Consider the following 24,538-nt stretch of genomic DNA (forward strand, 5'->3'; position numbering starts at 1 on the left):
GATGGAACGGGCGCTAACGCGGGATCAGCAACCTGAATTTGTCGATATCGCATTTGGCCCCAGTGCGGGCATGCAAAAGATCGCGATTGACGCATAATTTGCCGTCATATGACCGTTCCATATAAGCGCCAGCGTAGAATTCGCGGGCGAGGCAGCCGTCCCCTAGATACGCACGAATGAGAATGCCGTCCCGCGTCACTAAATCCAGACTGCGGTCAGGACCAGGCCGCGATCCACCAAGCTTGTTGACCAACAAGCATTTGCCAATCTTTTTTTCCTTATACCTTATCTTGCCAACGGACTGTCGTTGCGCACCCACCGTTGCTGGCATGGAATCTGGGGCAGGAAATCTAACGATAACACGTTGGTCAATGCGCACCTGATGAAAGTCGGTCTGCAACCCCAGCAAGGGCATGAACGGACGATCAATCGCAGCGACCTTAAAGTGCGCCAAAGCCTTGTGCGACAATGTTGTGCCTGCGACCCCAAAAAGGATGATTACCAATAGTGCGCGCAAGAAACATTCCGGTATAACGTTGAACTTCGGGTCGCTTTACTCGATAAGGTTGAACCTATCATGAATTGCAAGCCAGGGCCGTTGCGGACAATGGAAAATACTGTGCCAGATGTAAAGATTTTATCCGAATTTCGCGCCATATTGGGACCGAAGGGCTATTCGGACGAAACCGACGTGATTGCGCCTTGGCTAACCGACTGGCGCGGCCGATTTACTGGCGCCGCGCCTGCCCTGCTTTCGCCAGCCAATACGCACGAAGTTGCAGCCGTGGTGAAGCTCGCGGCTAAGCACCGCATTTCTCTGGTTCCGCAAGGCGGCAATAGCGGGATGGTCGCTGGCGCAACGCCGGATAAGAGCGGTCAGCAGATGATCCTTTCTTTGCGGCGCATGAACAACCTAGCCGTGATGGAAGCGGAAGATGGCCTGATATGCTGTGATGCGGGGGTTATTCTGCAGAATTTGCACGAGGCAGCAGCGGTGGTTGGACGCCGTTTTCCGCTGACCTTGGGTGGAAAGGGATCCGCGACCGTCGGCGGGTTGATTTCAACTAATGCAGGCGGAACGCAAGTACTCCGCCACGGCACGATGCGGATGCTGGTGGCTGGCCTTGAGGCGGTCTTGCCCGATGGATCCATTTACGATGCTATGGCACCGTTGAAAAAAGACAATCGTGGTTATGATCTGAAACAACTGCTGATCGGCGCAGAGGGGACGATTGGTATCGTTACCAAGGCCGTCTTACACACAGTCCCTGCCCTGATAGATCGCTGCGTCGTATGGGCCGGTGTTGACAGCCCCGCCCAAGCATATGACTTGCTATTGTTCATGCAACGGCATGGCCGGGAACGCTTGGAAGGGTTTGAAATTCTGCCGCAGCGCGCGCTGAATGCCGTGACGACCCACATCGCCGGAACCCGGCCGCCCTTGGATACTTCGCATCGCTGGCACGCGCTGATGGAATTTGTGCAGGATGATCCAGGGCAGATGCCCCCCAGCGAGCTGGCCACGCACCTCTTGGAAAAGGCCATGCATGAAAATCTACTCGGCAATGCAACCATTGCGAGCAGCGATGCGCAAGCCGAAGCATTCTGGAAAATTCGCGATTCGATTGCAGAGGCTGAGCGCGCGGCGGGGCCTGCGCTTCAACATGATATCAGCGTTCCCGTGTCGGCGATGGCCCGTTTCATTGAGGATGAAGCGCCAGTGATTGAAAGCACCTATCCTGGCACCAAAACGCTTGCCTTTGGGCATTTGGGCGACGGCAATATCCATTTTCATGTCAAGGCCCCCGATGGCGTCGATATCGCCTCTTGGTACGCAGGCGATGGCAAAGCAATCACGTCGCATGTCTACGATCGCGTGCGCGCTTATGGCGGGTCGCTTTCCGCAGAACATGGCATTGGACATGCCAAAATCGACGAGTTCGAACGTTTGGCAGAACCCGCGCGGCTTGCCGCATTGCGTGCCATTAAAAATGCGTTCGATCCGCTGGGAATTATGAACCCCGGCAAGCTTGTTCCGCTTGCGTAAACATGGCTATCCGCTTAAACGGCGCCTTCAAAATTTCTTTATTATAATTCAACGATGGAGTTACATATGGCCACCGCGCCCCAAGCCGCCAACCTCCCGCTTTTGTACAACGACCTATTGCCGTTGAGCAGCAACGATCATGCAACGTGGAAGTCACGCATGCTCGAAAACGCTAAGTTTCTTGAGGGTCAACATGCCATTCCGTTGACGATCGAAGAATTTGTGCCGGCGTCGCGCACCTATCCCATCATCTTCTCCGCATCGGACAACCCCGTACCGCTCGTCTTGATGGGCATGAATGAAGGCGTGAACACCTTCATGAATGACGAAGGGCATTTTGAACGCCCCGTATACATCCCTGCCTATGTCCGCCGCTATCCCTTCCTGCTGGCGAAACTGCGTCCGGACACTGACGAACTGTCATTGTGCTTTGACCCAACATCCGGTGCGGTTGGCGAATTTGACGAAGGACTGCCTTTGTTTGAAGACGGCAAGCCGAGCGAGAACACCAACGCGATTTTGAAGTTCTGCGAAGACTTTGAAAATGCTGGCGCGCAAACACACGCCTTTGTTGAAGAAATCAAAAAGCTCGACCTTCTCATGGATGGTGAAGTATCCATTCAGCAAGAAGGTCAGGAGCAACCCTTCATCTATCGTGGCTTTAAGATGGTCGATGAAAATAAATTGCGCGAGCTTCGGGGCGATACTGTTCGCAAGTTGAACCAAAACGGTATTCTTGCGCTGATCCATGCACATTTATTCTCTTTGCAGTTAATGCGGGAAATCTTTGCAGTGCAAGTCGCGCAAGGTAAGGTACCGCAAGTGACGGAACTGCCTTCGACCTAAGCCGTGAATGCTTCATGCCGTCACTGACCGATTTGGGGACGTGACGGCAGGGCGCACCGCGCGATTCTTTTCTACATTCTGTGGCCCCGACGCGGTTGCAGCGACGGTTAACGCACAATTCCCCGCAACCATCGGGCGGCTGGTCGGCAAACTGCGTTTGTTTTCGACATGAGTCTTGAAACCGTAATGCCAACACCCCATCCTTAAGCATGGACGGAATCATCCCCTCCCGTTTCCGTCCACCGATGTCTGTGAGGGCATCAACTCCCTGAACCTAGGCCACCCCGGAACGATCCGGGGTGGTTTTTTTCATCATTCCGCAGCAATCAGGGTAGCGGAACCCAAAGCTTCGTCGGCAAGCGCCGACACCAAAGCAGCAATCATGCTGTTCATGCGGTCAAAACCAGCCCCGGGATGGCGCAAATCGGGGTCGAGATATAAAGAACGGTCTACTTCCAGCTGAATGGCATGAATGTTTGCACGTGGCCGCGCATGGCGACGGAGAATAAACGCGCCGGCATAAGGATGGTTAAGCGCGGCACTAAACCCATGGGCTTGCAACCGCGCCATTAACAATTCGGCATATCGCGACGCTGCACTTTTGCCGAAACGGTCACCAATGACAAATTGAGGTGCTGGTCCAGACGTTGCGCCACGGATCGGCGGCATGCTGTGCAGATCAAGCAATATGGCTACGCCAAACCGCTGCCGCATCTGTTCGAGCACATCGGCGACGGCTTCGTGATAAGGTCGGTGGAACGACAATATGCGGTGCTGCACATCATCCAAAGTAAGTTGCCGTTTCCACAATTCACCCTCGCCCGACAATCTTCGGGGAATAAGGCCAAGACCGCCGCGTTGCTTGACCCCTGGCGGCGGATAATCACTGCGCAGCGCCCCTTGCACCATTTCTGCGTCAATATCCTGCTCGTCGCGGTTCAAATCAATCCACGCCCGCGCACGGTGCGCCATAATGACAGGGTAGCCCAACGCGACACAGCGCCGCGTCAATATGTCGGCATATCTGTCCTCAAGCCGCAGTAGCACGGCAGGCGGTAGCCTTAATGCATCCAACAGCGCCGATGGATAATCACGCCCAGCATGCGGCACGGACAGCAGTACAGGCACAGAGGGTGTTTCCGTACCCCATTTTGCGAATCCATTTAACTCCGTCGATGCCATGCTTCCCCTTAACTTACCCGCGACATAATTGGCAGATACTCCGCAAAATGGGAAAAAATAAAAAGCTGAACAGGCCAAGCGCCAACTTCCCGTCCAAACCCTTCCATCTCAAGGGTCTTATTCTCGAAGTCGAACGCTTGTTTGCAAAGGAAAGTTTCGGTGAACTGAAATAGGCTTGAATGATAGGGCAAGCCCAGCTAGAGGCTGCCGCAGAGTGGGCGTATAGCTCAGTGGTAGAGCACTGTGTTGACATCGCAGGGGTCGCAAGTTCAATCCTTGCTACGCCCACCATATGTTCCTTTGCGATGTCTTCATGCATTACCGTTTTGCCTTTAACCGCGACAATAGCGGCGGCTTAACCTCGGCTTGGCGGCGTTCCGGTCCAGTTTTTATACGCCCGGGTAAATGCGCTCAGATCACCATAGCCCAGCAGCAGCGCGACCTCACCCAAGGAGCGCGTGCCTTCCATGAAGTACAGCCTGCACAAGTCCTTGCGCACCAAATCAAGCAAGTCACGGAAGGACATGCCCTCATCGACCAATTTACGCCGCAATGTCCGTTCGCTCATGCCAAAGGATGCGGCCATTCGCTCCAATGTCGGCGGTGACTTGTCTAACTCACTTGTGAGATAGAAATAGCTAAAGGCCAATTGGGTTTTGCCTGCAAGCATCCACTTGACTGGAAGCGCATAGCGATCAGACTCTGCATCAAGCAGCGCCTGTTGCGCGAACGGCGATGGACGAAACACCTGACGCCCAGCGATTTCCAGGCGCGTTTGCGGCATTCCGAATTCTACCGGACAATCAAAAGCAGCGTCGTAAATAGCTGTACCAAACTGGGGCTGATGCTGAAAATGCACAGCCTTCAGCAGAGGTGGTTCATTCAGCACCTGCCGCGACAAACGCGCGAAGTTCATGACAGAAAACTCGACGAAACTGGCGTAGCTCTGCGCAAGCTCGGGTGCGTAATCCCATGTAAAAAATGGTGGCTTACCATCCGCGTGGAAGTTCGTCCGCACCATATTCTGCAGCAGTGGTTGAATCAGCACATACGCCCGAATCACGCAGGCAAGATCGCGTTCAAAACGCGTGGCATAGCCGAAGTCGGAAAAGTTCTGCGTCACAGGCTTGCCGCCAAGCCGCAGGTGCACCGCTGGATCGTTAAAAATGGTCTGCAATGTTGTCAAAAGACGCAACGCGATTTGCCCGGAAATCCGGCTTAAGGGATTGCGAAGCTTTGTTTCATCAAGGCCCATAACGGAGATAAGCTCTCGCCTGTTCGCGCCCTCTGCAACTGCGACGCGCAATATCCAGCTGGCAAGTCTTGCCGATATTGTGTCCGGCGCGATAGCTTTTCCATGCTGCAGCAGATCGTCGATCCAGTTATAAATCGGATGTCTCCCTTTGGCGATATCACAAGGTTCAACACGCAACGCATTCCGACGCAAGCCAGTTTTCGTCCGCGGCTTGCGGCATTGATTTTCCATCGCTAAGCCAAAGGGCATGAATCTCGCATCTCTTCTCGCCCAGTTTTCACCCGGCGCCACGACTCACACTATCTCCATCCCGCCAAGCTGGCATCAGGGACGCACCTGCTATGGCGGCATGAGCTCCGTTCTGGCCTATCAGGCAGCCAAGTTGGCAGCGGACGACCTTCCGCCCCTACAATCGGCCCAGATTGCTTTTGTCGGGCCTCTGGCAGGCGAAATAGAGGTCAGCGCACATATCCTGCGGCGCGGCAAGAACACCGCCTTCATCCAAGCCGAAATATCTGGCGCAGATGGTGTCGGGTTAACATGCAATTTCATTTTCATGAACCGTAGGCAAAGCCATTTGGATTATGTGAATATCCCGGCTCCAGATTTCCCGCTTATTCCAACCGACGATGTTGTGCGCAGCGGCCCGCCAGAGTTTTTCACTGGCCATATGCAATATCCAGACAAAAGGCTGGAGCTGGGCATGGCGACCAATCGGCTGGCAAGCTGGCATCGGCTGACCGAGCATCAAGGGTTGGACCATATTGCGGAGCTTATCTGTATCGGGGACGCCCTGCCGCCGTCGGCCATGGGGCTGATGACCGAAAAGGGCATGGTGAGCTCCATGAACTGGCAGATCAATATGCTGACCGACGCGCCAACCACCGAAAATGGCTGGTGGTATTTATCGAGCGAAACCCACCACGCCGCCAACGGCGCTAGCGGCCAATATATGACGGTCTGGAACAGCAGCGGCGAAGCAGTGCTAACGGGTATGCAATCGGTCGCGATTTTCGCTTAAACGGCCGGCTTTGTCCGGGCATAGCGCATGGCAAGCAGGACAAGGCCAATAACGATAAAATTATCGACGAAGGTTTTGTAGAACAGCCAATTGTCCGTGGTCAGCAACTTTGCAGCGCCATAATTCAACGCCGCCATGATAAGACCGATGACGCCCATGACTATGGCAAAGCGGCCTGCATGGATATCCGAATAGGGCATATAGCGTGCCAAGCCTTTGCCGATATACGGCCCTCCCCGCGCACCATCGATGATGAAGAAGCTGGCCGCAATCAGGCCCGTAATCGTACCGCGCTGCTTGATCCATTCGTCATCATTCAACCAGACTGCAAGGCCCGCCGATATGCAAAGCATGAGGATGCCAAACAAAGCGAGGCCGCCCGTGACGTCGATTTTTGTGATGCGTTGGAACGTCACAAGGCCAAAGCCAACGGCAACACCAACCAAGGCGGCCGTCTGTAAATCGGTCATTTTGGCTATGACGTAGAATAACAAGCCCGTGGCCACATCAATCGCAAAAGGCAGGCGATTGTGCCGTGCAAATACGCCGCCATGCGTGTCTTGTCCGCTTTGTAAGCTCATGCCTTAACCCAAAGCCGCCTGTTTTTCTTCGGCGAGGCGGTCAAGCTCAGCGCGGCTTTTCTTCTCGCTGGAGGATTTTAGCTGCCCACATGCCGCCATGATGTCGCGGCCACGTGGTGTGCGGATGGGCGCGCTGATGCCAGCTTCAAAAATAATGCTGGAAAAACGCTTAATCCGTTCGGGGTCAGAACATGCATAGTCTGCGCCGGGCCATGGATTGAAGGGGATTAGATTGACCTTGGCGGGCAGTTTATACTGCCGGATGAGGCTGACCAGTTGGCGCGCATCTTCGTCGCTGTCATTCTTGTCCTTCAGCATCACATATTCAAACGTAATCCGCCGCGCGTTGCTGATACCGGGATATTCGGCGCAAGCGCGGAGCAATTCATCAATGCCATATTTGCGGTTCAAGGGTACCAGTTCGTCACGCACCTCTTTGACCACTGCGTGCAGCGATACCGCCAGATTGACGTTAATCTCTTCGCCTGCGCGCGCCATCATCGGCACAACACCCGACGTAGACAGCGTGATACGGCGACGCGAAAGACCAAGGCCGTCGCCGTGCATAACGATCTTGATCGCGTCGCGGACATTGTCGAAGTTATAGAGCGGCTCCCCCATGCCCATGAGGACAATGTTGGTCAGCATGCGGCCATCGGCGGTGTAATGGCCGACATCGTCGTCATCATCTTCCTCCGCCGATGCAAAGGCCATATTGCCCTTTGGCCATTCGCCCAACGCATCACGTGCCAGCATGACCTGACCGACGATTTCGCCCGGCGTCAGATTGCGCACCAGCCGCATTGTGCCGGTATGACAGAACCGGCAATTCAGCGTGCAACCAACTTGGCTTGAAATACACAAAGTTCCGCGATCGGCATCGGGGATGAACACCATCTCATAATCCTGCGCATCGTCCGTGCGCAAAAGCCATTTGCGCGTGCCGTCTGTCGACACCTGCGCCTCGACCACTTCTGGCCTGCCAATGACAAAGCGATCGGCAAGCCATGGCCGCATCGTCTTGGCAATATCGGTCATCGCCTCAAAATCGGTGACGCCGCGGTGGTAAATCCAATGGAAAACCTGCTTGGAACGCAGCTTCGCCGCTTTTTCGTCCAACTGCGATTCTTCAAATAGCTGCCGAATTTGGAGATGGCTCAACCCCATGAGGTCAATGCGTCCATCGCTGCGTGGGGTAATCGCGCGCGGCGTGACAACGGGGTCGATATGGCCTGGAATCTGCATGATAGCCGCGACTATAATTATGTTGTGCGCGAAAAGCCAGCGTTGCGGCTTAGGCGGTACGGACCACCGAAACCTTTGTTCCCGGTGCCGCATCCGAAATCATGACAACTGCACCCAATTGGCTTGCCAATGCCTCGACAATACCTGTGCCTAGCCCGGGCTTACGGTCTTCTTCATCCTGGGGCATGCCGACGCCGTCATCTGCAACGATGAGCGTCCATGCCTTGCCAACCGAACTGAAGCCTACCTTAATCGACCCGGGCTGGTTCCGGCCCGGAAAGGCATGTTTTAACGAATTGATGACCAATTCGGTGACAATCAAGCCAAGGCTGACCGACGTATCTGGGTCAACCGCGCTGTCATCGCATTGCGTGGAGAGCTTTACGCGCCCGGGGTCACCGATCATCGATGCGCCGATGCTATTGCACAAATCCGCAAAGTAATTTTTGAGGCCGACATTATCGACGGCTGTCGACGACAAGTGCTTTTGCAGCATTGCGATGGACATCACGCGGTTATGGGCGTCGCGCAAATGCTCCCGCGTCTCGTTCGACTGCACCTTTCGGGCGCTTTGCAGCAGGACGCTCGCGATAATCTGCAGACTATTTGCAACGCGGTGCTGGATTTCGTTCAGCAACAGCTGTTTTTCGCGGACAAGATCGTCGCGCGCTTTATCGGCCAAGCGCTGCGATGTGACATCGGTAATGGCGAGCACGACACGAATGCTCTCCGCTTCAAAATAATCGAGCGTATGGGCGTTTATCAAAAGCCGCAGCGTGTCCTTTTCAGGGCGAACCAAATCCATTTCATAAATATCAATTGCAGCTTTGCCCGAGATCGTGGCTTGCAACAGCGCGTTGAGCTGCCGCACATTCCATTCGCCCCCACCCAAGTCGGCGAGCTTTTTGCCCGTAACGCCCGCGCAATCGAGATCAAAAGCAGCGCAAAAGAATTTACTCGCCGCGATAATGGTCAGATCCTCCCGCAACAAAATAAGCGGTGAAAAGGAGGACGATATCAATGCGACCGACATATTGTCGGCATGCTCGGGCAAACGGGTCAGCGGTTTTTCCATGGCATAGAGCCGTTGTAAACTGGAGACCCTCGGGGCGAGAGCCGTACCCAGGCGCAATTTGTTATCGAACAAACATCAACTGTTATAATTTGTAACAGACCTGCGCCGTTCCAGTGAGTCAATTCGGCTTTAACGCGATTTTAAATTTGAATGTACCTCAAGGCAGCAGCGGCAATGGCACTAAGCGCGCCATGAAAATTATCTGTATCGACAATACGCTCTGCGGCTATTTCACGCGCGCTCGCCCTGCCCGCTGCCATCGATGACCAAAGCTTCGACACCGTCGCGGATCATGACCATGCTCCCTTGTGCCAGGCTGGGTGCGATCGGCGCGCCGAACTGCGCCATCGGTTCGATCCCAAGCAGCAACCCGCGCAGCACCCGCGCGGTCATGCCGTGGCAGATAATCAGCATATCCTGATCAAAGGGCAATGCGCCAAGCCAGTGCGACAGACGCTGCGCCACATCTTCATAATATTCACCGCCCTCGGGCCGAACCGAAAACAATTTATGCTCGATATCAACTATGGGGCCGATTTCAGCAGATATTTCAGCATAGGTCCGGCTTGACCAACGTCCGACGTCGATTTCAAGCAAACGGTCGTCGCGGTTGGTCTCGTGCCAATCCGCGTCAATTTCCTCCGCAATCAACGCAAGCGTTTGCAGCGCGCGGCCTGCGGTGGATGACCAAAGCTGCGGCCTTGTATCCGCCCCCAGATATTCCGCCAACGCACGGCCCATATCGCGCGCCTGAATGCACCCCTCCCACGTCAGCGGCGTATGCAATTCGGCCTGGCCTTGCATCCGTGCCACTTTGTTAAACACTGTCTCCCCATGCCGCGCGATGAAAAGCCGTCGATTGTTTGTTGAAATGTCCATATCGCCCTTATTCCACAGGATATTGATAGAGGCAAAAGCTATCGGCTTGCCCTAACGGTCAAAGCGGTTATGGAAGATTATGTATAGAAATAGAGTTTCTTGGCTGGTTTGCAGACGATCCGGCCAGACAAGGGGAATTTGAATGAGAGCCACGATCGAACGCGCGACCCTGCTGAAAAGCCTGAGCCACGTCCAGTCCGTAGTGGAGCGGCGCAACACCATACCCATATTGTCCAATGTCCTTATCGAAGCAAGCGAAGGCGGCAAGATCAAGCTGACCGCCACCGACCTTGATTTGCAGGTCGTTGAAACCTTTGCCGCTGATGTCGAAACCCCCGGCGCAACCACGGTTTCCGCGCACACCTTGTTCGAAATCGCGCGCAAATTGCCCGATGGTTCGCAAGTGCAATTGCATGCCGCCGATGGTCGCATGGCCGTCAACGCTGGCCGCGCCCGTTTCTCGCTCGCGACACTTCCACGTGAGGATTTCCCGACAATTGCCGAAGGTGACTTGCCAACATCGTTTGAAATCCCTGCAAGTTCGCTGATCCAGATCATCGATAAAACGCGCTTTGCGATTTCGACCGAAGAAACACGTTATTATCTCAACGGGATTTTCCTGCACGTCACCGACGATGCGGAGCCCGTTTTGAAAGCCGCAGCGACCGATGGCCACCGTTTGGCGCGCGTGACCCTGCCCCGCCCTGCTGGCGCAGAAAATATGCCCGACATCATCGTGCCACGCAAATGCGTTGCCGAAATCCGCAAGCTGCTCGACGAAAGCGGCGACAATGTCATCCAGATCGACCTGTCGGCCAGCAAAATCCGCTTCACCTTTGATAGCGTCATCCTGACATCAAAGCTGATCGACGGCACCTTCCCCGATTATAGCCGCGTCATTCCAACCGCGAATGACAAATTGCTGCGCATCGACCCCAAGGCATTTTCACAAGGCGTCGACCGCGTCGCGACCATCGCCACAGAAAAAACCCGCGCCGTCAAAATGGCACTGGATCAGGACAAAATCACCTTGTCTGTCACCAGCCCCGAAAACGGCACGGCGGCGGAAGAAGTCTCCGGCCAATATAGCAGCGATGGTTTCGAAATCGGCTTCAACGCCCGCTATTTGATGGACATATTGGGTGAAATCGAAGGCGATGTGGTTGAGCTGCACTTGGCCGACGCCAGCGCACCAACCTTAATCCGTGAGAATGACAAGTCAGCGGCGTTGTATGTTCTGATGCCGATGCGGGTGTAATTGGACTGACCGTTAAAAATTAAGATGCTGAAACACGTTCAGCATGACGCGGCAGCTGGACAGCATGACTTTGCGGAGAACGGCTGTTTCCGTTCGCCGTCACCCTGAACTCGTTTCAGGGTCTTACTTTCCGCCTGCCGTCACTCCGCCGCTTCCGCCATCATCACACTCTTCGTCCTCTGCGCCTCTGCGTGCAAAAAATGGACTCACGCAGAGGACGCTGAGAGGGGTTTCTCGACTTGGCTCGACACAACGGGCGTTTACTAAGATGCTGAAACGAGTTCAGCATGACGTTGCGGGTGGGCGGCATGACGTGGCGGGCAGAACTGCCCCTAATCCCCTAATCGTCACCCTGAACTCGTTTCAGGGTCTTAATATTTGCAGCGTCACAATCCCCTCAAGGGGTTATTCCGCCGCTTCCGCCATATCGATGCTCTGCGGGCCGCGCACTACGATGCCCGGCAACGCGCCGGTCATGGTACCATTACGGAATGTTACCACACCCGATTTTATCGTCGCGACATAACCTGTCGCCTTTTGCAGCAAGCGCTTACCGCCAGCAGGCAAATCAAAAGCCAACCACGGTTTTTGCAAGTTCAGCGTGTCAAAGTCGATCACGTTGATGTCCGCAAGATAGCCGGGCTTCAGCACGCCGCGATCATTCAGCCCATATAGCCGCGCGGTGTCGTGGCATTGCCGCTTGACGGCCAGCTCGAGCGGTATTGTTCCGGCTTTACGGTCGCGCGCCCAATAGCACAGCAGGAATGTCGGCGACGCCGCGTCGCAAATTGTCCCGCAATGTGCGCCGCCGTCGGACAGCGATGCGACGATATCGTCACGCTGGAGCAGTTCTTTGGTGAAATCCAAATTGCCATCCATATAGTTCAATATCGGCAGGTAAATCATGCCGTTCCCGTCGTCGGCCATCAACTGGTCATAGGCATATTCGGCGCTTTCTTTGCCTGCAGCCTGTGCAAAGCCAAAGATGCTTTCTTCGCGTGTGGGTTCATAGCTAAAACCATCGCCCAGCGGGAATTGCATGGCCCAAGCGGCGGTAACCAGCATGAAGAATGGGGCCATATCAACCGACGGCGGCGGCAAATTGTCCTCCGCGAGCATCATAGCCTTGAACGCCGGGTCGGACAGTTTTGCCTTCTGTTCATCCCATGACAGTCCTGCAATTTTCTGCCAGCTTGGCTTGCGCATAAATGGGTGCACCGTGCCGCGCCAGTTCATGATGACGCCGATACCGCGCAGGCCAATCGCCGCGACCAGATTGGCCCCATTGTCATTGGCGTTGCGCATCCCTGCCATTTGCTCGGTCCACGGCATTTGCTTGATGGGCGACTGCAACATGGTGAAGGCGATGGGCAGCCCTGTCTCGCGGCTTAACCGACCCATCCAGCCGAACTCGTTCCATTCTTCCAAGAAATCGGTGGTTAGCTCAAACACCCCATGTCCAACCTTACCCATGGCGCGGCCAATACCCACCAGTTCGGGTTCGGTCGCCGTGGTCCCGGGGACAAGTTCGCCATCAACCGATTTATGCAACACCGTGCGTGAGGTGGAAAAGCCCAAAGCCCCTGCGCGCAAGCCTTCCTCCACCAGCCGCGCCATTTCGGCGATGTCTGCTTCGGTTGGCTCCTCATTATCCGCCCCGCGCTGTCCCATGACAAAGGCACGCAACGCGCCATGCGGAACTTGCGTGCCAATATCGATGGTGCGCGGGCGGCGTTCCAGCGCATCTAAATAATCAGGAAAACTCTCCCAATCCCACTTCATGCCTTCGGCCAGAGCCGTGCCGGGTATGTCTTCGACACCCTCCATCAGGCCGATGAGCCAGTCATGCTTGTCTTTCTTTGCAGGGGCAAAGCCAACGCCGCAATTGCCCATGACCACGGTCGTGACGCCATGCCAGCTGGAGGGCGCCATTTCGCTGTCCCATGTCGCTTGGCCATCATAATGAGTGTGAATGTCGACAAATCCGGGGGCGACGACCTTACCGGTCGCATCAATTTCTTCGCGGCCCGATGCACTGATTTGACCAACGGCGGTAATCACGCCGCCATCCACCGCGACATCGGCCACAAAACGCGCCGCGCCCGTGCCATCAACTACGGTTCCGCCCCGAATAACCAGATCATGCATGTCGACTCTCCTTAATCTTTGAAGGGAGCCTATCAGCATTCATCAGGCAATTGAACCTTTGCGTCGCTGTACCGGCAGATTTACCCTTTACGTCCAGCCAGCAAACGCAAGCGCAGCGCGTTCAGCTTGATAAAGCCTGCTGCATCCTTCTGATCATAAGCACCAGCATCGTCTTCGAACGTCACAACCTTTTCGCTATACAGGCTGTTTGGCGATTTGCGTCCAACCACGCTTGCAAGGCCCTTGTAAAGCTTCAGGCGCACAGTGCCCGACACATGCACTTGGCTATGGTCTATCGCGGCTTGCAACATTTCGCGCTCTGGCGAGAACCAGAAGCCGTTGTAAATCAGTTCGGCATATTTCGGCATCAGTTCATCTTTGAGATGCGCCGCGCCGCGGTCCAAGGTGATGCTTTCGATGCCGCGATGGGCACGCGCGTAAATCTCACCGCCCGGCGTTTCATACATGCCGCGCGATTTCATACCAACGAAACGGTTTTCGACCAGATCAAGCCGGCCAATGCCATGTCTGCGGCCCAGTTCATTCAACGCCGCCAGCAAGGTCGCAGGCGACATGGCTTCACCATTCAGCGCAACACCGTCGCCTTTTTCAAAATCGACGGTGATATATTCCGGCGTGTCGGGCGCGTCTTCGGGATTGACCGTGCGCGAATAGACATAATCGGGCGTTTCATCCCACGGATCTTCAAGCACTTTGCCCTCAGACGAGGTGTGCAGCAAATTGGCGTCGGTTGAAAACGGGCTTTCGCCGCGCTTGTCCTTGGGTACAGGAATCTGATGTTGTTCGGCCCATTCAATCAGGCGGGTGCGGCTCGTCAGGTCCCATTCGCGCCAAGGGGCGATAACCTTGATATCGGGATTGAGCGCATAAGCTGACAGCTCGAAACGCACTTGGTCATTGCCCTTGCCCGTCGCGCCGTGCGCAATGGCATCAGCGCCGGTTTCCGCCGCAATCTCAATCAACCGTTTCGAAATCAACGGCCGCGCAATCGACGTGCCCAATAAATAGTCGCCTTCATAGCGGGCATTGGCACGCATCATCGGAAAGACGAAGTCGCGGACGAATTCTTCGCGCAGATCATCAATATAAATATGATGGTCGGGCACGCCCATCAGCACCGCCTTCGCGCGCGCAGGTTCGAGTTCTTCACCTTGGCCTAAGTCCGCGGTGAAGGTTACGACTTCGCAGCCATATTCTACCTGAAGCCATTTCAGGATGACGCTGGTGTCGAGACCACCCGAATAAGCAAGAACGACTTTCTTGATGCTGTCTGTCATGTCACTTTGGTTCCGAAGCTAAAATATCTGCGGCGCGCCTAACAGCTTAGGCGCGGCTCGACAACTCCCACAACTGCCAAATCCCCAGAAGGAGGAACATTGCAGCGGCGATGATATGCACCATACGCAGCGAAATTTTCGCCACCAGCCTCTCGCCCAGATAAACCGCTGGCACATTGGCGATCATCATGCCCAAGGTGGTCCCGGCGGCAACCGCCCAAACGGCATGATATTGCGCGCCCAGCGCTATCGTCGCGACCTGCGTTTTGTCGCCCATTTCAACTAAGAAAAAAGCGATGGCGGTCGCAACAAATGCACCGCGTTGCGATGCCACTTTGATATTGTCGTCCACCTTGTCGGGAATAAGTGTCCAAGCCGCCATCAGGATGAAACCTATCGCAACAGCATAGCCGAAGATGTCGCTCATAAAGATTGCCGCAAGCGCGCTGCCCGCCCATGCGGCAAGGGCATGATTGATGATAGTGGCGATGAATATGCCTGCGATCACCGGGATGGGTTTTTTGAAACGGGTGGCAAGTAATATTGCCAAAAGCATGGTCTTGTCGCCAATTTCCGCAACAGCGACCAGCAAAGTGGACGTAAAAAAGACTTCCATGAAACTATCCCGGGTCAGGCAGTTTTTCGACGCAATGCCACCGGCCACCCCGCCCGACCGGAACGGATAACCGATGCCATTGGTCTCGCCTTGAACCACGGGATCTTTTTCGACCCTGTGGCCCCACATGCACCATGACCTCTCGGCCAAATATGTTGATACATGTCTCGTTCGGGTGGAACGACTGGCTACTCCCCAGATGACTGTCGCGCCTCTAATGTGAAGCACCTAAAGATTCAAGCGGAACCTATTCCGATCGGTTCATGTTCCCGTCGCGTGCAATAGGTGCGTTTTTGCCCCGTCCCATTTGCCGAAGCTTATGCCGCTTCTTTTTGTGGGCGTAACGGCCATATGCGAACGCCAGCATAGATGCCACTACGGCGCAGATCGTATATGCAATGATGACCCTTGATTCCATTAACGTGCAGTCCTGCAAACCTATTGTTGAGCCCGATGTTACAGTCAGATTCTCAGCACGCCCGAAAGGAGAAACCCTGAAAGAGCCGAGGCCTTGCAAAAACGCGCAAAAGCAGCCCAGCGAGGGAATGCGAAATCAAAAAACTATAACCTTTGGTATAATCATTATATCCTTCGTCATGCAGTTGCCTGCGGTCAAGAAGTAATCACCGATTTTACACATTGCCGTGCAAGATTTTACGTCCCCAGCCCAGTTGGCACTTCGAAGTTCTTCAGCCCCGATGGGTTTCTCAACCGATGCTTCTTGGATTTCATGGCCAATTCAAGACGCGCCACCGAATTAACGGCCAGCCCTGTTTTTTCCTTTTGTCGATGGGCAACACCCGTTAGGGGAAGCGCAACGATAAGAATCTCCCCAGGCGCCGTTTTTACTGGAGCCAGATTATGACCAATTATACACTGCGTGCCGGAATTCGGGTTGCCGAGCAGCTCGCCGAATTTATCGAGAAATATGCCCTTGTCGGCACAGGCGTCGCTGCCGATGCTCTCTGGCAGGGCCTATCTGATATTCTTGGTCGCTTTGTGCCCCAAAACCGGATGCTGTTGGCCAAGCGCGATGCGATTCAGGCCAAATTGGATGCGTGGCACCGCGCCAATCCCGGCCCCATCACGGACATGGCAGGCTATCAAGCCTTTTTGCGCGAAATTGGCTATCTGGTCCCCGAACCTGCGCCTTTCCGCATTGGCACGCAAAATGTCGATGCCGAAATCGCAACAATGGCTGGGCCACAGCTTGTGGTACCAAGCCTCAATGATCGCTTCGTTCTCAATGCTGCCAATGCGCGCTGGGGCAGCTTATATGATGCGCTTTACGGGACCGACGCCCTTCCGGCACCCACCGCACGGCCCGGTGGCTATGACACGGACCGTGGCGACGCAGTCGTTGCTTATGCGCGTCATTTTCTTGATGAGGCCATTCCCGGTTGGCAGGCGGCTTTAGCTGGCGGTGACAATGCCTATTTCGTGGCAAAGACGCAAACAAATGACACCACGCGTTATTTGTTCAAACATCATGGCCTGTACATCGAAATATTAGTCAATCCGCAACATCCCGTAGGCGCCACCGATGCATTGCACATTGCCGACGTCATCCTGGAATCCGCACTGACGACGATCATCGATTTGGAAGACTCCGTCGCAGCGGTAGATGCTGATGACAAGGTGGCCGCTTACACCAACTGGCTTGGCCTCATGCGCGGCGATCTGGTCGCCAGCTTTGACAAAGGTGGCAAGACCGTCACCCGCGCGCTTGAACCAGACCGCGTTTATGACGGGCTGACGCTTGCTGGCCGCAGCCTGATGTTTGTCCGCAATGTCGGGCATCTGATGACCAATCCGGCCATATTGCTAGCCGACGGGAGCGAAGCGCCAGAGGGCATACTCGACGCTGTGTTCACATCGCTCTGCGCGCTGCATGACCTCAAGGGGCTTGGCACGCATCGCAATAGCCGCGCGGGCAGCATCTATATCGTCAAACCCAAAATGCACGGCCCCGAAGAAGCGGCGTTTACCAACGACCTGTTCGATGCGGTCGAAGATGTGCTTGGCCTCACCCGTCATACCATCAAGGTTGGCGTCATGGACGAAGAACGCCGCACCAGCGCGAACCTTGCCGCCTGTATTCACGCGGTCCGCGACCGTATTGTGTTCATCAACACCGGCTTTCTAGATCGCACCGGTGACGAAATGCACACAGCGATGCATGCGGGCCCGATGATCCGCAAAGCCGAGATGAAAACCTCATCTTGGATTCAAGCTTATGAAGCCCGCAATGTCCAAATCGGCCTTGCCTGCGGCCTCAGCGGCAAGGCGCAGATCGGCAAGGGCATGTGGGCCGCGCCCGACATGATGGCGGACATGATGGTGCAGAAAATCGGTCATCCCAAGGCTGGCGCGAATACCGCATGGGTGCCATCACCCACGGCGGCGACATTGCACGCCATGCATTATCACCAGTTCGACGTATTTGCCCGACAGGCGGAACTTGCCAAGGAAGCAACGCCGGGGCTGGATCCGCTGCTGACCATTCCCGTCGCCCCCGTTGGTCATAACTGGTCGGCCGAGGATGTGGCGCAAGAGCTGGAGAACAACGCGCAAGGTATATTGGGCTATGTTGTGCGCTGGATTGACCAAGGCGTTGGCTGTTCCAAAGTCCCTGACATTCATGACATCGGCCTGATGGAGGACCGCGCCACGCTGCGTATTTCGTCGCAGCATATCGCCAACTGGCTGCTGCACGGCATTGCGACCGAGGCGCAGGTGGACGCGGCGCTGGCCAAGATGGCAGCCAAGGTCGACGCCCAAAATGCGGGCGATCCGCTCTACGAAAAGCTAGACGGAGCGAGCCTTGCGCTAAAAGCCGCCCGCGCTTTGATTTTTGAAGGCGTCATGCAACCCAATGGCTATACCGAGCCGCTGCTGCATAAATTCCGGCAGGAGAAGAAAGCGAAAAGCTGACGCGTCCTAAGCAACCGCGTCGATGAACCTTTCGGCATCCAATGCGGCCATGCAGCCGGTGCCGGCGCTCGTGCAGGCTTGGCGGTAGATATGGTCCATCACATCGCCGCAGGCAAACACGCCCGGGACGCTCGTTTCGGTTGCTTGTCCTTCGAACCCGCCGCGCACTTTGATATAGCCGCCTGCCATATCAAGATGCCCTTCAAAAATGCCGGTGTTGGGCTTGTGCCCAATGGCGATGAACACGCCATGCAATTCGATATCTTCGGTGCCGTCGCCATCGGTCGCGGCGATGCGCATCCCAGTGACGCCCATCGCATCACCCAAGACTTCATCCAAACGGTGGTTCCACTTAATCGTGACCTTGCCCTCTGCTTCACGCGCGAACAGGCGGTCTTGCAGAATTTTCTCCGCCTTCAACTTGTCGCGGCGGTGGACCAAGGTCACATGGCTGGCGATATTGGCAAGATATAACGCCTCTTCCACCGCCGTATTGCCGCCGCCAATTACGGCAACTGGCTTGTTTCGGTAGAAGAAGCCGTCACACGTGGCACAAGCCGATACGCCCTTGCCCATGAACGCCGTTTCGCTTGGCAGTCCGAGATATTGCGCGCTTGCGCCTGTCGCAATGATGACGGAGTCTGCGGTATAATCACCTACCCCACCGGTCAGCACAAATGGCCGCTTCGAAAAATCGACTTTCTCGATATAGTCATTTTCAATGCGCGTGCCAAAACGTTCGGCATGTTTGCGCATCCGCTCCATCAATTCAGGGCCCATGACACCCGCATCATCGCCGGGCCAATTATCGACTTCAGTCGTTGTCATCAATTGCCCGCCAACTTCAACACCTGTGATCATCATCGGCGTCAGGTTCGCGCGCGCGGCGTAAACGGCGGCGGTATATCCCGCAGGGCCGGAACCGATGATGATAACAGGGGCATGGCGATTTTCGGTCATATATTGTCTTTCTGATTCTGTTGGCTGGAATCATAGGCGCTGGCGCTGCGCTGGCCAAGGGCGGCACCTGACTTATCCCCATTAAATTAGGGCTTCACATGTCCGCAGGTGCAAACTATCAGTCCGTCAACATTCAGAATAGAGGGACAGTTCATGACCAAAGTCACGATTATTTCACGTAACGGCGAAGGTCGCGAAGTCGAGGCTGAAAACGGCCTGTCGCTTATGGAAGTGATCCGCGACAATGGTTTTGACGAATTGCTCGCTTTGTGCGGCGGCTGCTGCTCCTGCGCGACGTGCCATGTGCACATCGACCCTGCCTTTACCGATCGTCTGCCGAAAATGAGCGCCGACGAAGACGACTTGCTCGACAGCACCGATCACCGCAACGACACCTCACGCCTGTCGTGCCAGATCCCCGTCAGCGATGCCCTTAATGGCTTAATCGTAACGATTGCGCCTGAGGATTGAATTTGTATATTCCCACTGCGTCACCCTGAACTTGTTTCAGGGTCTATCGTGCAGCACGCCCGGAGCCCGAGAGGATAGATGGACCCTGAAAAAAGTTCAGGGTGACGGTGAATGTCACGGGCTTTCGCCAAAAACGCCTCTCAGCAACGCTCACCCCCGCATGGCGCTGCCGAGCGGTTCCTGTATGACAGGATAACCATGGCCGTCGGGGATGCATAGCCAGCTTCCGTCTGCGCGTTTGTCGATATAGGTCAGCACCGTCGACACGGGATGTTCCGCCGCATGGGCGGCAGCCGCGTCAAAGTCACCAAACATAGCCAGCCGTTCCAAATTGCGCCGCGTGGGGAAGATGATCTTCACCTCGCTTTTGTCGGCTTTTTCTAGAACCTCGGCAGCGGTTGCCCAAAACAGCATACGGTTTTCGGTCTGGTCAACGGTTGCGAGCGGCGTAGTGTCGCCTGCATCCACCAAATAGAAACGCGTGTCAAAAACGCGGCTGGCATTTTCATGGGCGGGCGGACGCCAGCGCGACCACGGCACGAGCTGTTCCAAATCCGGTGCCCAGCCAAAGCGGTTGCACACCGCTTGCAGGCTTTGCCCATCATGCAACGCGGCGCGAGCATCGATGCAGTTCGCAGCGTCCGAAACACCCGATAGACCAAGCGCTAATCCGGCCTCTTCAATCGTTTCGCGGATAGCCGCCAGCCTTGCAGCCGTTTCATTCAGCGACAGTCCCGAACCCAACATCTGCGCATAATCAAAATCGGCAGGGTCAACCTTGCCGCCGGGGAAGACCGCAGCGCCGCCGGCAAAGGCCATCGCCTTGATCCGCTCGACCATCAACAATAACGGCGCGCCTCCATTCGGGTTCTGCCGAAAAATGACCATTGTTGCCGCCGGTGTCGCGACGGGTAGCGGTTCGCCGCTGATCGGATGATTGCGCAGTTCAGTTTCCATGCATTCACTCAAGCATGCTTTCACACAGGTTAGAAGCGGAAAATCAACCCATCGTCATGGCTGCGTCGTGGCTGATGATGCACCGACATCAGTTCACGGCTTAGGCTAAGGCAAAAGCCTAGCTTGAAATTCGATGAATTTTAGCCCACTTCCAAAACAACGCGCGCACTTGCGCTTTTAGAACAAATCTGGAACAAGCTGAACCATGTCACTCACCCACATCAAGGTGCGCGGTGCGCGCGAGCATAATCTCAAGGGCATCGATATCGACCTGCCGCGCGACAAGCTCATCGTTATCACTGGGCTTTCGGGTTCCGGCAAGTCCAGCCTCGCGTTCGACACCATTTATGCCGAGGGGCAGCGCCGCTACGTCGAATCCCTCTCCGCTTATGCCCGTCAGTTTCTGGAGATGATGCAGAAGCCCGATGTCGAGCATATTGAGGGGCTATCCCCTGCAATCTCCATCGAGCAGAAAACGACCAGCCGCAACCCGCGTTCGACGGTGGCCACGGTGACCGAAATTTACGATTATATGCGCTTGCTCTGGGCGCGTGTGGGTGTGCCTTATTCGCCCGCGACTGGCCTACCAATCACCGCGCAAACGGTCAGCCAAATGGTCGACCGTGTAATGGCATTGCCCGAAGGCACGCGCGCCTTCTTGCTCGCGCCCGTCGTCCAAGGCCGCAAGGGCGAATATCGCAAGGAACTCGCCGAATGGCAGCGTTCGGGCTACACCCGCGTGCGCATCGACGGCGAACTCTACGCAATTGAAGAAGCGCCCGCGCTCGACAAGAAATATAAGCATGACATTGAAGTTGTCGTTGACCGTATTGTCGTCAAGGATGGTATTCAGCAACGGTTGGCCGAGAGTTTTGAGGCAGCGTTGAAGCTGGCCGATGGCTTGGCCTTTGTAGATCTGGCGGACACCACGGTTGCGGAATTGGCGAGTAGCAACCCCGATCATGTGCCAACCGCATTTGGCGAAGCCCGCGCGACCTTCTCTCCCCTCCCGCAAGCGGGAGGGCAAGCAAGCGACGACAACTCGGATTCACCCTCCCCTAACCCCTCCCGCAAGCGGGAGGGGAACCTCAAAGGCACTGGCCTGCCTGCCAACCGCATTGTGTTCTCAGAAAAATTCGCTTGCCCTGTGTCCGGTTTCACCATTGCCGAAATCGCGCCGCGTTTATTCTCGTTCAACGCCCCGCAAGGCGCCTGTCCTGATTGCGATGGCCTTGGCGAGCGGCAAGAATTTGACCCGCAACTGGTGGTCCCCAACGAACATCTGTCCTTAAAAAAGGGCGCGATTGTGCCTTGGGCGAAGTCCAACCCGCCCAGCCCATATTATATGCAAGTGCTATCCAGCCTCGCCAAAGCTTATGGCTTCAGCCTTGAGTCCACATGGGAAGATTTGGCTCCGGAACAAAAGCTCATCATCCTGCATGGCACGGGCGGCATGGCGGTGGAGCTGACGTTTAAGGACGGGCGCAAGGAATATACCGTGCGCAAGGCGTTTGAGGGCGTCATCGGCAATCTCAACCGCCGCTTGCTGCAAACCGACAGCGCGTGGATGCGCGAAGAATTGTCGAAATACCAAACGTCGCAACCCTGCGAGACTTGCCACGGCGCGCGGTTGAAGCCCGAAGCCCTTAGCGTCAAAATCGCCGGCGTCGACATCGCCACGCCGACCCGCATGAGCGTGGGCGACGCTTTGGTCTGGTTCGGCAACGTTGACCAGACATTGACCAATCAGCAGCAGCAAATTGCCAAAGCGATCCTGAAGGAAATCAACGAACGGTTGGGCTTCCTCAACAATGTCGGGCTGGATTATCTCAACCTCGACCGCACCAGCGGCACCTTGTCCGGCGGGGAGAGCCAGCGCATCCGCTTGGCCAGCCAGATCGGCAGCGGCCTGTCGGGCGTGCTCTATGTGCTTGATGAGCCCAGCATCGGCTTGCACCAGAAAGACAATGACCGCCTGCTCGCCACGCTGCGCCGCTTGCGCGATTTGGGCAACACCGTCATCGTGGTTGAACATGACGAAGACGCGATCCGCACCGCCGACTGGGTCGTGGACTTGGGCCCCGGCGCTGGCGTCCATGGCGGCACGGTCATGGCCGAAGGGACGTTGAAGCACATTCTGAAATCGAAAGACAGCCTGACCGCCGCGTACCTCAATGGCACGCGGGAGATTGCGATGCCCAAGACACGGCGCAAGGGCAATAAGAAGAAGCTGACCGTCCACAACGCCCGCGCCAACAATCTGAAAAATGTCACCGCCAGCATTCCTCTGGGCACATTCTGTTGCATCACCGGCGTGTCGGGCTCCGGCAAGTCAAGTTTCACCATCGACACGCTCTACGCCTCTGCCGCACGGTCCTTAAACGGCGCGCGCGTCATTGCGGGCGCACATGACAAGGTCACGGGTCTGGAACATTGCGACAAGGTGATCGACATCGACCAATCCCCGATTGGCCGCACCCCGCGTTCGAACCCGGCAACCTATACCGGCGCGTTCACCAACATCCGCGACTGGTTCGCGCAATTGCCCGAAAGCGCCGCGCGCGGGTACAAGCCGGGGCGTTTCAGCTTCAACGTCAAGGGCGGGCGTTGCGAAACATGCAGCGGCGATGGCCTGATCAAGATCGAGATGCACTTCCTGCCCGACGTCTATGTGACGTGCGAGGAATGCAACGGCAAACGCTACAACCGCGAAACATTGGAGGTTAAGTGGAAGGGCCTCTCCATCGCCGACGTGCTCGACATGACGGTGGAGGACGCGGTGGAAACATTCAAGGCCGTCCCCCCGATCCGCGACAAAATGGCGATGCTGGCCGAGGTTGGCTTGGGCTATGTCAAGGTCGGGCAACAGGCAACGACCCTATCGGGCGGCGAAGCGCAACGCGTCAAACTCGCCAAGGAACTCAGCCGCCGTTCCACGGGCCAGACGCTGTATATCCTAGACGAGCCCACCACTGGCCTGCATTTCGAAGATGTCCGCAAACTCCTCGAAGTGCTCCACCGTTTGGTGGAACAGGGCAATAGCGTGGTGGTCATCGAACATAATCTCGACGTCATTAAGACGGCAGACTGGATCATCGACTTGGGCCCCGAAGGCGGCGTGAAGGGCGGCGAAATCGTCGCCGAAGGCACGCCGGAAGATGTAGTTAAGGTCGCGGCGAGCTATACCGGGCATTATTTGAAGCCGATGTTGGAAAAGGCGACGTAACGCAAATCCTCCCTATCGATCCTGAGCCTGTCGAAGAACGATGGGGAGGTGGCAGCCGGAACGGCTGACGGTGGGGCAAGCGACGGTTGGGTCGCCCTTCTGCTGCGCAACTATATCCCAGCAACCTCTCGTTCCCGCCGAGCGCGCAGAGTGCCAAAACTATGCGCCCCTCTCCACTTGGGAGGGGGCGTTAACCTTAGCCACATTGTGGCCAACTCGGCGCATTGCAAGTTAGCAGAGATTTACGGATTGGCTTGATGGCCCAAATTTCAAGCTACTGAGATTGATTGCCCGGATATTGATCTTTCGTGTCCTGTTCATCGTGGTCACTGTCGCGATTTTCGTCGTCACGATCGACGAATATGGGCGGCGCAGAAAACCCCGGAAGGCGCATTTGTTCAAATGGGTAGCGCTTATACCAACCTGCATTGATCACAACTCACTGGCCCATTTACGATGGCCGATGGTCATAATGCGCCAAGGCTGATCTATGAGTTTGTTCCACGCCTCGCAGCAGAGGTCGACGATATTGTCGTGGG

Annotated in this window: 19 protein-coding genes, 1 tRNA gene and 1 riboswitch; of the genes, 8 read left to right on the forward strand and 12 right to left on the reverse strand. The window is 55.8% G+C overall.

Features of this window, described 5'->3' with window-relative positions; translation table 11 throughout:
• Positions 1 to 13 precede the first annotated feature (13 nt).
• Positions 14 to 517, reverse strand: a complete 504-nt coding sequence (locus ACILP3_RS07400) for a hypothetical protein (protein ID WP_395616014.1) — start codon at positions 515 to 517, stop codon at positions 14 to 16.
• Positions 518 to 607: 90 nt separating this feature from the next.
• Between ACILP3_RS07400 and ACILP3_RS07405 the strand changes: the two genes are divergently transcribed.
• The gene (locus tag ACILP3_RS07405; protein ID WP_395616015.1) at positions 608 to 2,047 is read left to right on the forward strand and encodes an FAD-binding oxidoreductase; all 1,440 of its coding nucleotides are present in this window, start codon (positions 608 to 610) and stop codon (positions 2,045 to 2,047) included.
• A gap of 66 nt (positions 2,048 to 2,113) precedes the next feature.
• On the forward strand, positions 2,114 to 2,893 hold the full coding sequence (locus tag ACILP3_RS07410; RefSeq protein ID WP_395616016.1) for a SapC family protein: 780 nt from the start codon (positions 2,114 to 2,116) through the stop codon (positions 2,891 to 2,893).
• Between the two features lie 312 nt (positions 2,894 to 3,205).
• Here the strand turns inward: ACILP3_RS07410 and ACILP3_RS07415 are convergent, their stop codons facing one another.
• The gene (locus tag ACILP3_RS07415) at positions 3,206 to 4,075 is read right to left on the reverse strand and encodes an N-formylglutamate amidohydrolase (RefSeq protein WP_395616017.1); all 870 of its coding nucleotides are present in this window, start codon (positions 4,073 to 4,075) and stop codon (positions 3,206 to 3,208) included.
• 216 nt (positions 4,076 to 4,291) lie between these two features.
• Between ACILP3_RS07415 and ACILP3_RS07420 the strand changes: the two genes are divergently transcribed.
• Positions 4,292 to 4,366: transfer RNA gene (locus ACILP3_RS07420), tRNA-Val, on the forward strand.
• 64 nt (positions 4,367 to 4,430) lie between these two features.
• Here the strand turns inward: ACILP3_RS07420 and ACILP3_RS07425 are convergent.
• Entirely contained in the window at positions 4,431 to 5,579 is a 1,149-nt protein-coding gene (locus tag ACILP3_RS07425) for an AraC family transcriptional regulator ligand-binding domain-containing protein (protein WP_395616018.1), read from the reverse strand.
• Between ACILP3_RS07425 and ACILP3_RS07430 the strand changes: the two genes are divergently transcribed.
• Entirely contained in the window at positions 5,578 to 6,351 is a 774-nt protein-coding gene (locus tag ACILP3_RS07430; protein WP_395616019.1) for a thioesterase family protein, read from the forward strand. The two genes, ACILP3_RS07425 and ACILP3_RS07430, sit on opposite strands and share 2 nt — an antisense overlap.
• Here the strand turns inward: ACILP3_RS07430 and ACILP3_RS07435 are convergent.
• From ACILP3_RS07435 to ACILP3_RS07450, 4 genes are all read right to left on the reverse strand, one after another.
• On the reverse strand, positions 6,348 to 6,932 hold the full coding sequence (locus tag ACILP3_RS07435; RefSeq protein WP_395616020.1) for a septation protein IspZ: 585 nt from the start codon (positions 6,930 to 6,932) through the stop codon (positions 6,348 to 6,350). The genes ACILP3_RS07430 and ACILP3_RS07435 overlap by 4 nt on opposite strands.
• 3 nt (positions 6,933 to 6,935) lie before the next feature.
• Positions 6,936 to 8,177 carry a 23S rRNA (adenine(2503)-C(2))-methyltransferase RlmN gene (rlmN, locus tag ACILP3_RS07440; protein ID WP_395616021.1) on the reverse strand — a complete coding sequence of 414 codons (1,242 nt, stop codon included), beginning with the start codon at positions 8,175 to 8,177 and terminating at the stop codon, positions 6,936 to 6,938.
• Between the two features lie 49 nt (positions 8,178 to 8,226).
• Complete coding sequence (locus ACILP3_RS07445) at positions 8,227 to 9,252, reverse strand: sensor histidine kinase (RefSeq protein ID WP_395616022.1); 1,026 nt, start codon at positions 9,250 to 9,252, stop codon at positions 8,227 to 8,229.
• Between the two features lie 231 nt (positions 9,253 to 9,483).
• Positions 9,484 to 10,131, reverse strand: a complete 648-nt coding sequence (locus tag ACILP3_RS07450) for a histidine phosphatase family protein (RefSeq protein WP_395616023.1) — start codon at positions 10,129 to 10,131, stop codon at positions 9,484 to 9,486.
• A gap of 142 nt (positions 10,132 to 10,273) precedes the next feature.
• Between ACILP3_RS07450 and dnaN the strand changes: the two genes are divergently transcribed.
• Complete coding sequence (gene dnaN / locus ACILP3_RS07455; protein WP_395616024.1) at positions 10,274 to 11,389, forward strand: DNA polymerase III subunit beta; 1,116 nt, start codon at positions 10,274 to 10,276, stop codon at positions 11,387 to 11,389.
• A 405-nt stretch (positions 11,390 to 11,794) separates the two neighbouring features.
• On the opposite strand, the gene ACILP3_RS07460 is transcribed toward dnaN, so the two are convergent.
• The 3 genes from ACILP3_RS07460 to ACILP3_RS07470 form a co-directional block, all read right to left on the reverse strand.
• On the reverse strand, positions 11,795 to 13,537 hold the full coding sequence (locus ACILP3_RS07460) for an amidohydrolase family protein (RefSeq protein WP_395616025.1): 1,743 nt from the start codon (positions 13,535 to 13,537) through the stop codon (positions 11,795 to 11,797).
• Between the two features lie 80 nt (positions 13,538 to 13,617).
• On the reverse strand, positions 13,618 to 14,835 hold the full coding sequence (locus tag ACILP3_RS07465) for an argininosuccinate synthase (protein ID WP_395616026.1): 1,218 nt from the start codon (positions 14,833 to 14,835) through the stop codon (positions 13,618 to 13,620).
• A 46-nt stretch (positions 14,836 to 14,881) separates the two neighbouring features.
• Positions 14,882 to 15,451, reverse strand: a complete 570-nt coding sequence (locus ACILP3_RS07470) for a TMEM165/GDT1 family protein (protein WP_395616034.1) — start codon at positions 15,449 to 15,451, stop codon at positions 14,882 to 14,884.
• Positions 15,452 to 15,523: 72 nt separating this feature from the next.
• Positions 15,524 to 15,661, reverse strand: a riboswitch (yybP-ykoY riboswitch).
• Positions 15,662 to 16,312: 651 nt separating this feature from the next.
• Here ACILP3_RS07470 and ACILP3_RS07475 point away from each other — a divergent pair.
• Entirely contained in the window at positions 16,313 to 18,385 is a 2,073-nt protein-coding gene (locus ACILP3_RS07475) for a malate synthase G (protein ID WP_395616027.1), read from the forward strand.
• A 6-nt stretch (positions 18,386 to 18,391) separates the two neighbouring features.
• On the opposite strand, the gene trxB is transcribed toward ACILP3_RS07475, so the two are convergent.
• Positions 18,392 to 19,345: a thioredoxin-disulfide reductase gene (gene trxB, locus ACILP3_RS07480; RefSeq protein ID WP_395616028.1), complete on the reverse strand. Its 954-nt coding sequence runs from the start codon at positions 19,343 to 19,345 to the stop codon at positions 18,392 to 18,394.
• A gap of 153 nt (positions 19,346 to 19,498) precedes the next feature.
• On the opposite strand from trxB, the gene ACILP3_RS07485 reads away from it, so the two are divergent.
• Positions 19,499 to 19,816 (forward strand): 2Fe-2S iron-sulfur cluster-binding protein, encoded by a 318-nt coding sequence (locus tag ACILP3_RS07485; RefSeq protein WP_395616029.1) that lies wholly within the window; start codon positions 19,499 to 19,501, stop codon positions 19,814 to 19,816.
• A gap of 150 nt (positions 19,817 to 19,966) precedes the next feature.
• Here ACILP3_RS07485 and ACILP3_RS07490 read toward each other — a convergent pair whose 3' ends face one another.
• The gene (locus ACILP3_RS07490; protein WP_395616030.1) at positions 19,967 to 20,773 is read right to left on the reverse strand and encodes an NUDIX hydrolase; all 807 of its coding nucleotides are present in this window, start codon (positions 20,771 to 20,773) and stop codon (positions 19,967 to 19,969) included.
• A gap of 205 nt (positions 20,774 to 20,978) precedes the next feature.
• Here ACILP3_RS07490 and uvrA point away from each other — a divergent pair, with 205 nt between their 5' ends.
• On the forward strand, positions 20,979 to 23,999 hold the full coding sequence (gene uvrA, locus ACILP3_RS07495) for an excinuclease ABC subunit UvrA (RefSeq protein WP_395616031.1): 3,021 nt from the start codon (positions 20,979 to 20,981) through the stop codon (positions 23,997 to 23,999).
• Positions 24,000 to 24,538 lie beyond the last annotated feature (539 nt).

It is taken from the genome of Sphingorhabdus sp., assembly GCF_044239665.1.
GTDB lineage: Bacteria > Pseudomonadota > Alphaproteobacteria > Sphingomonadales > Sphingomonadaceae > Sphingorhabdus_B.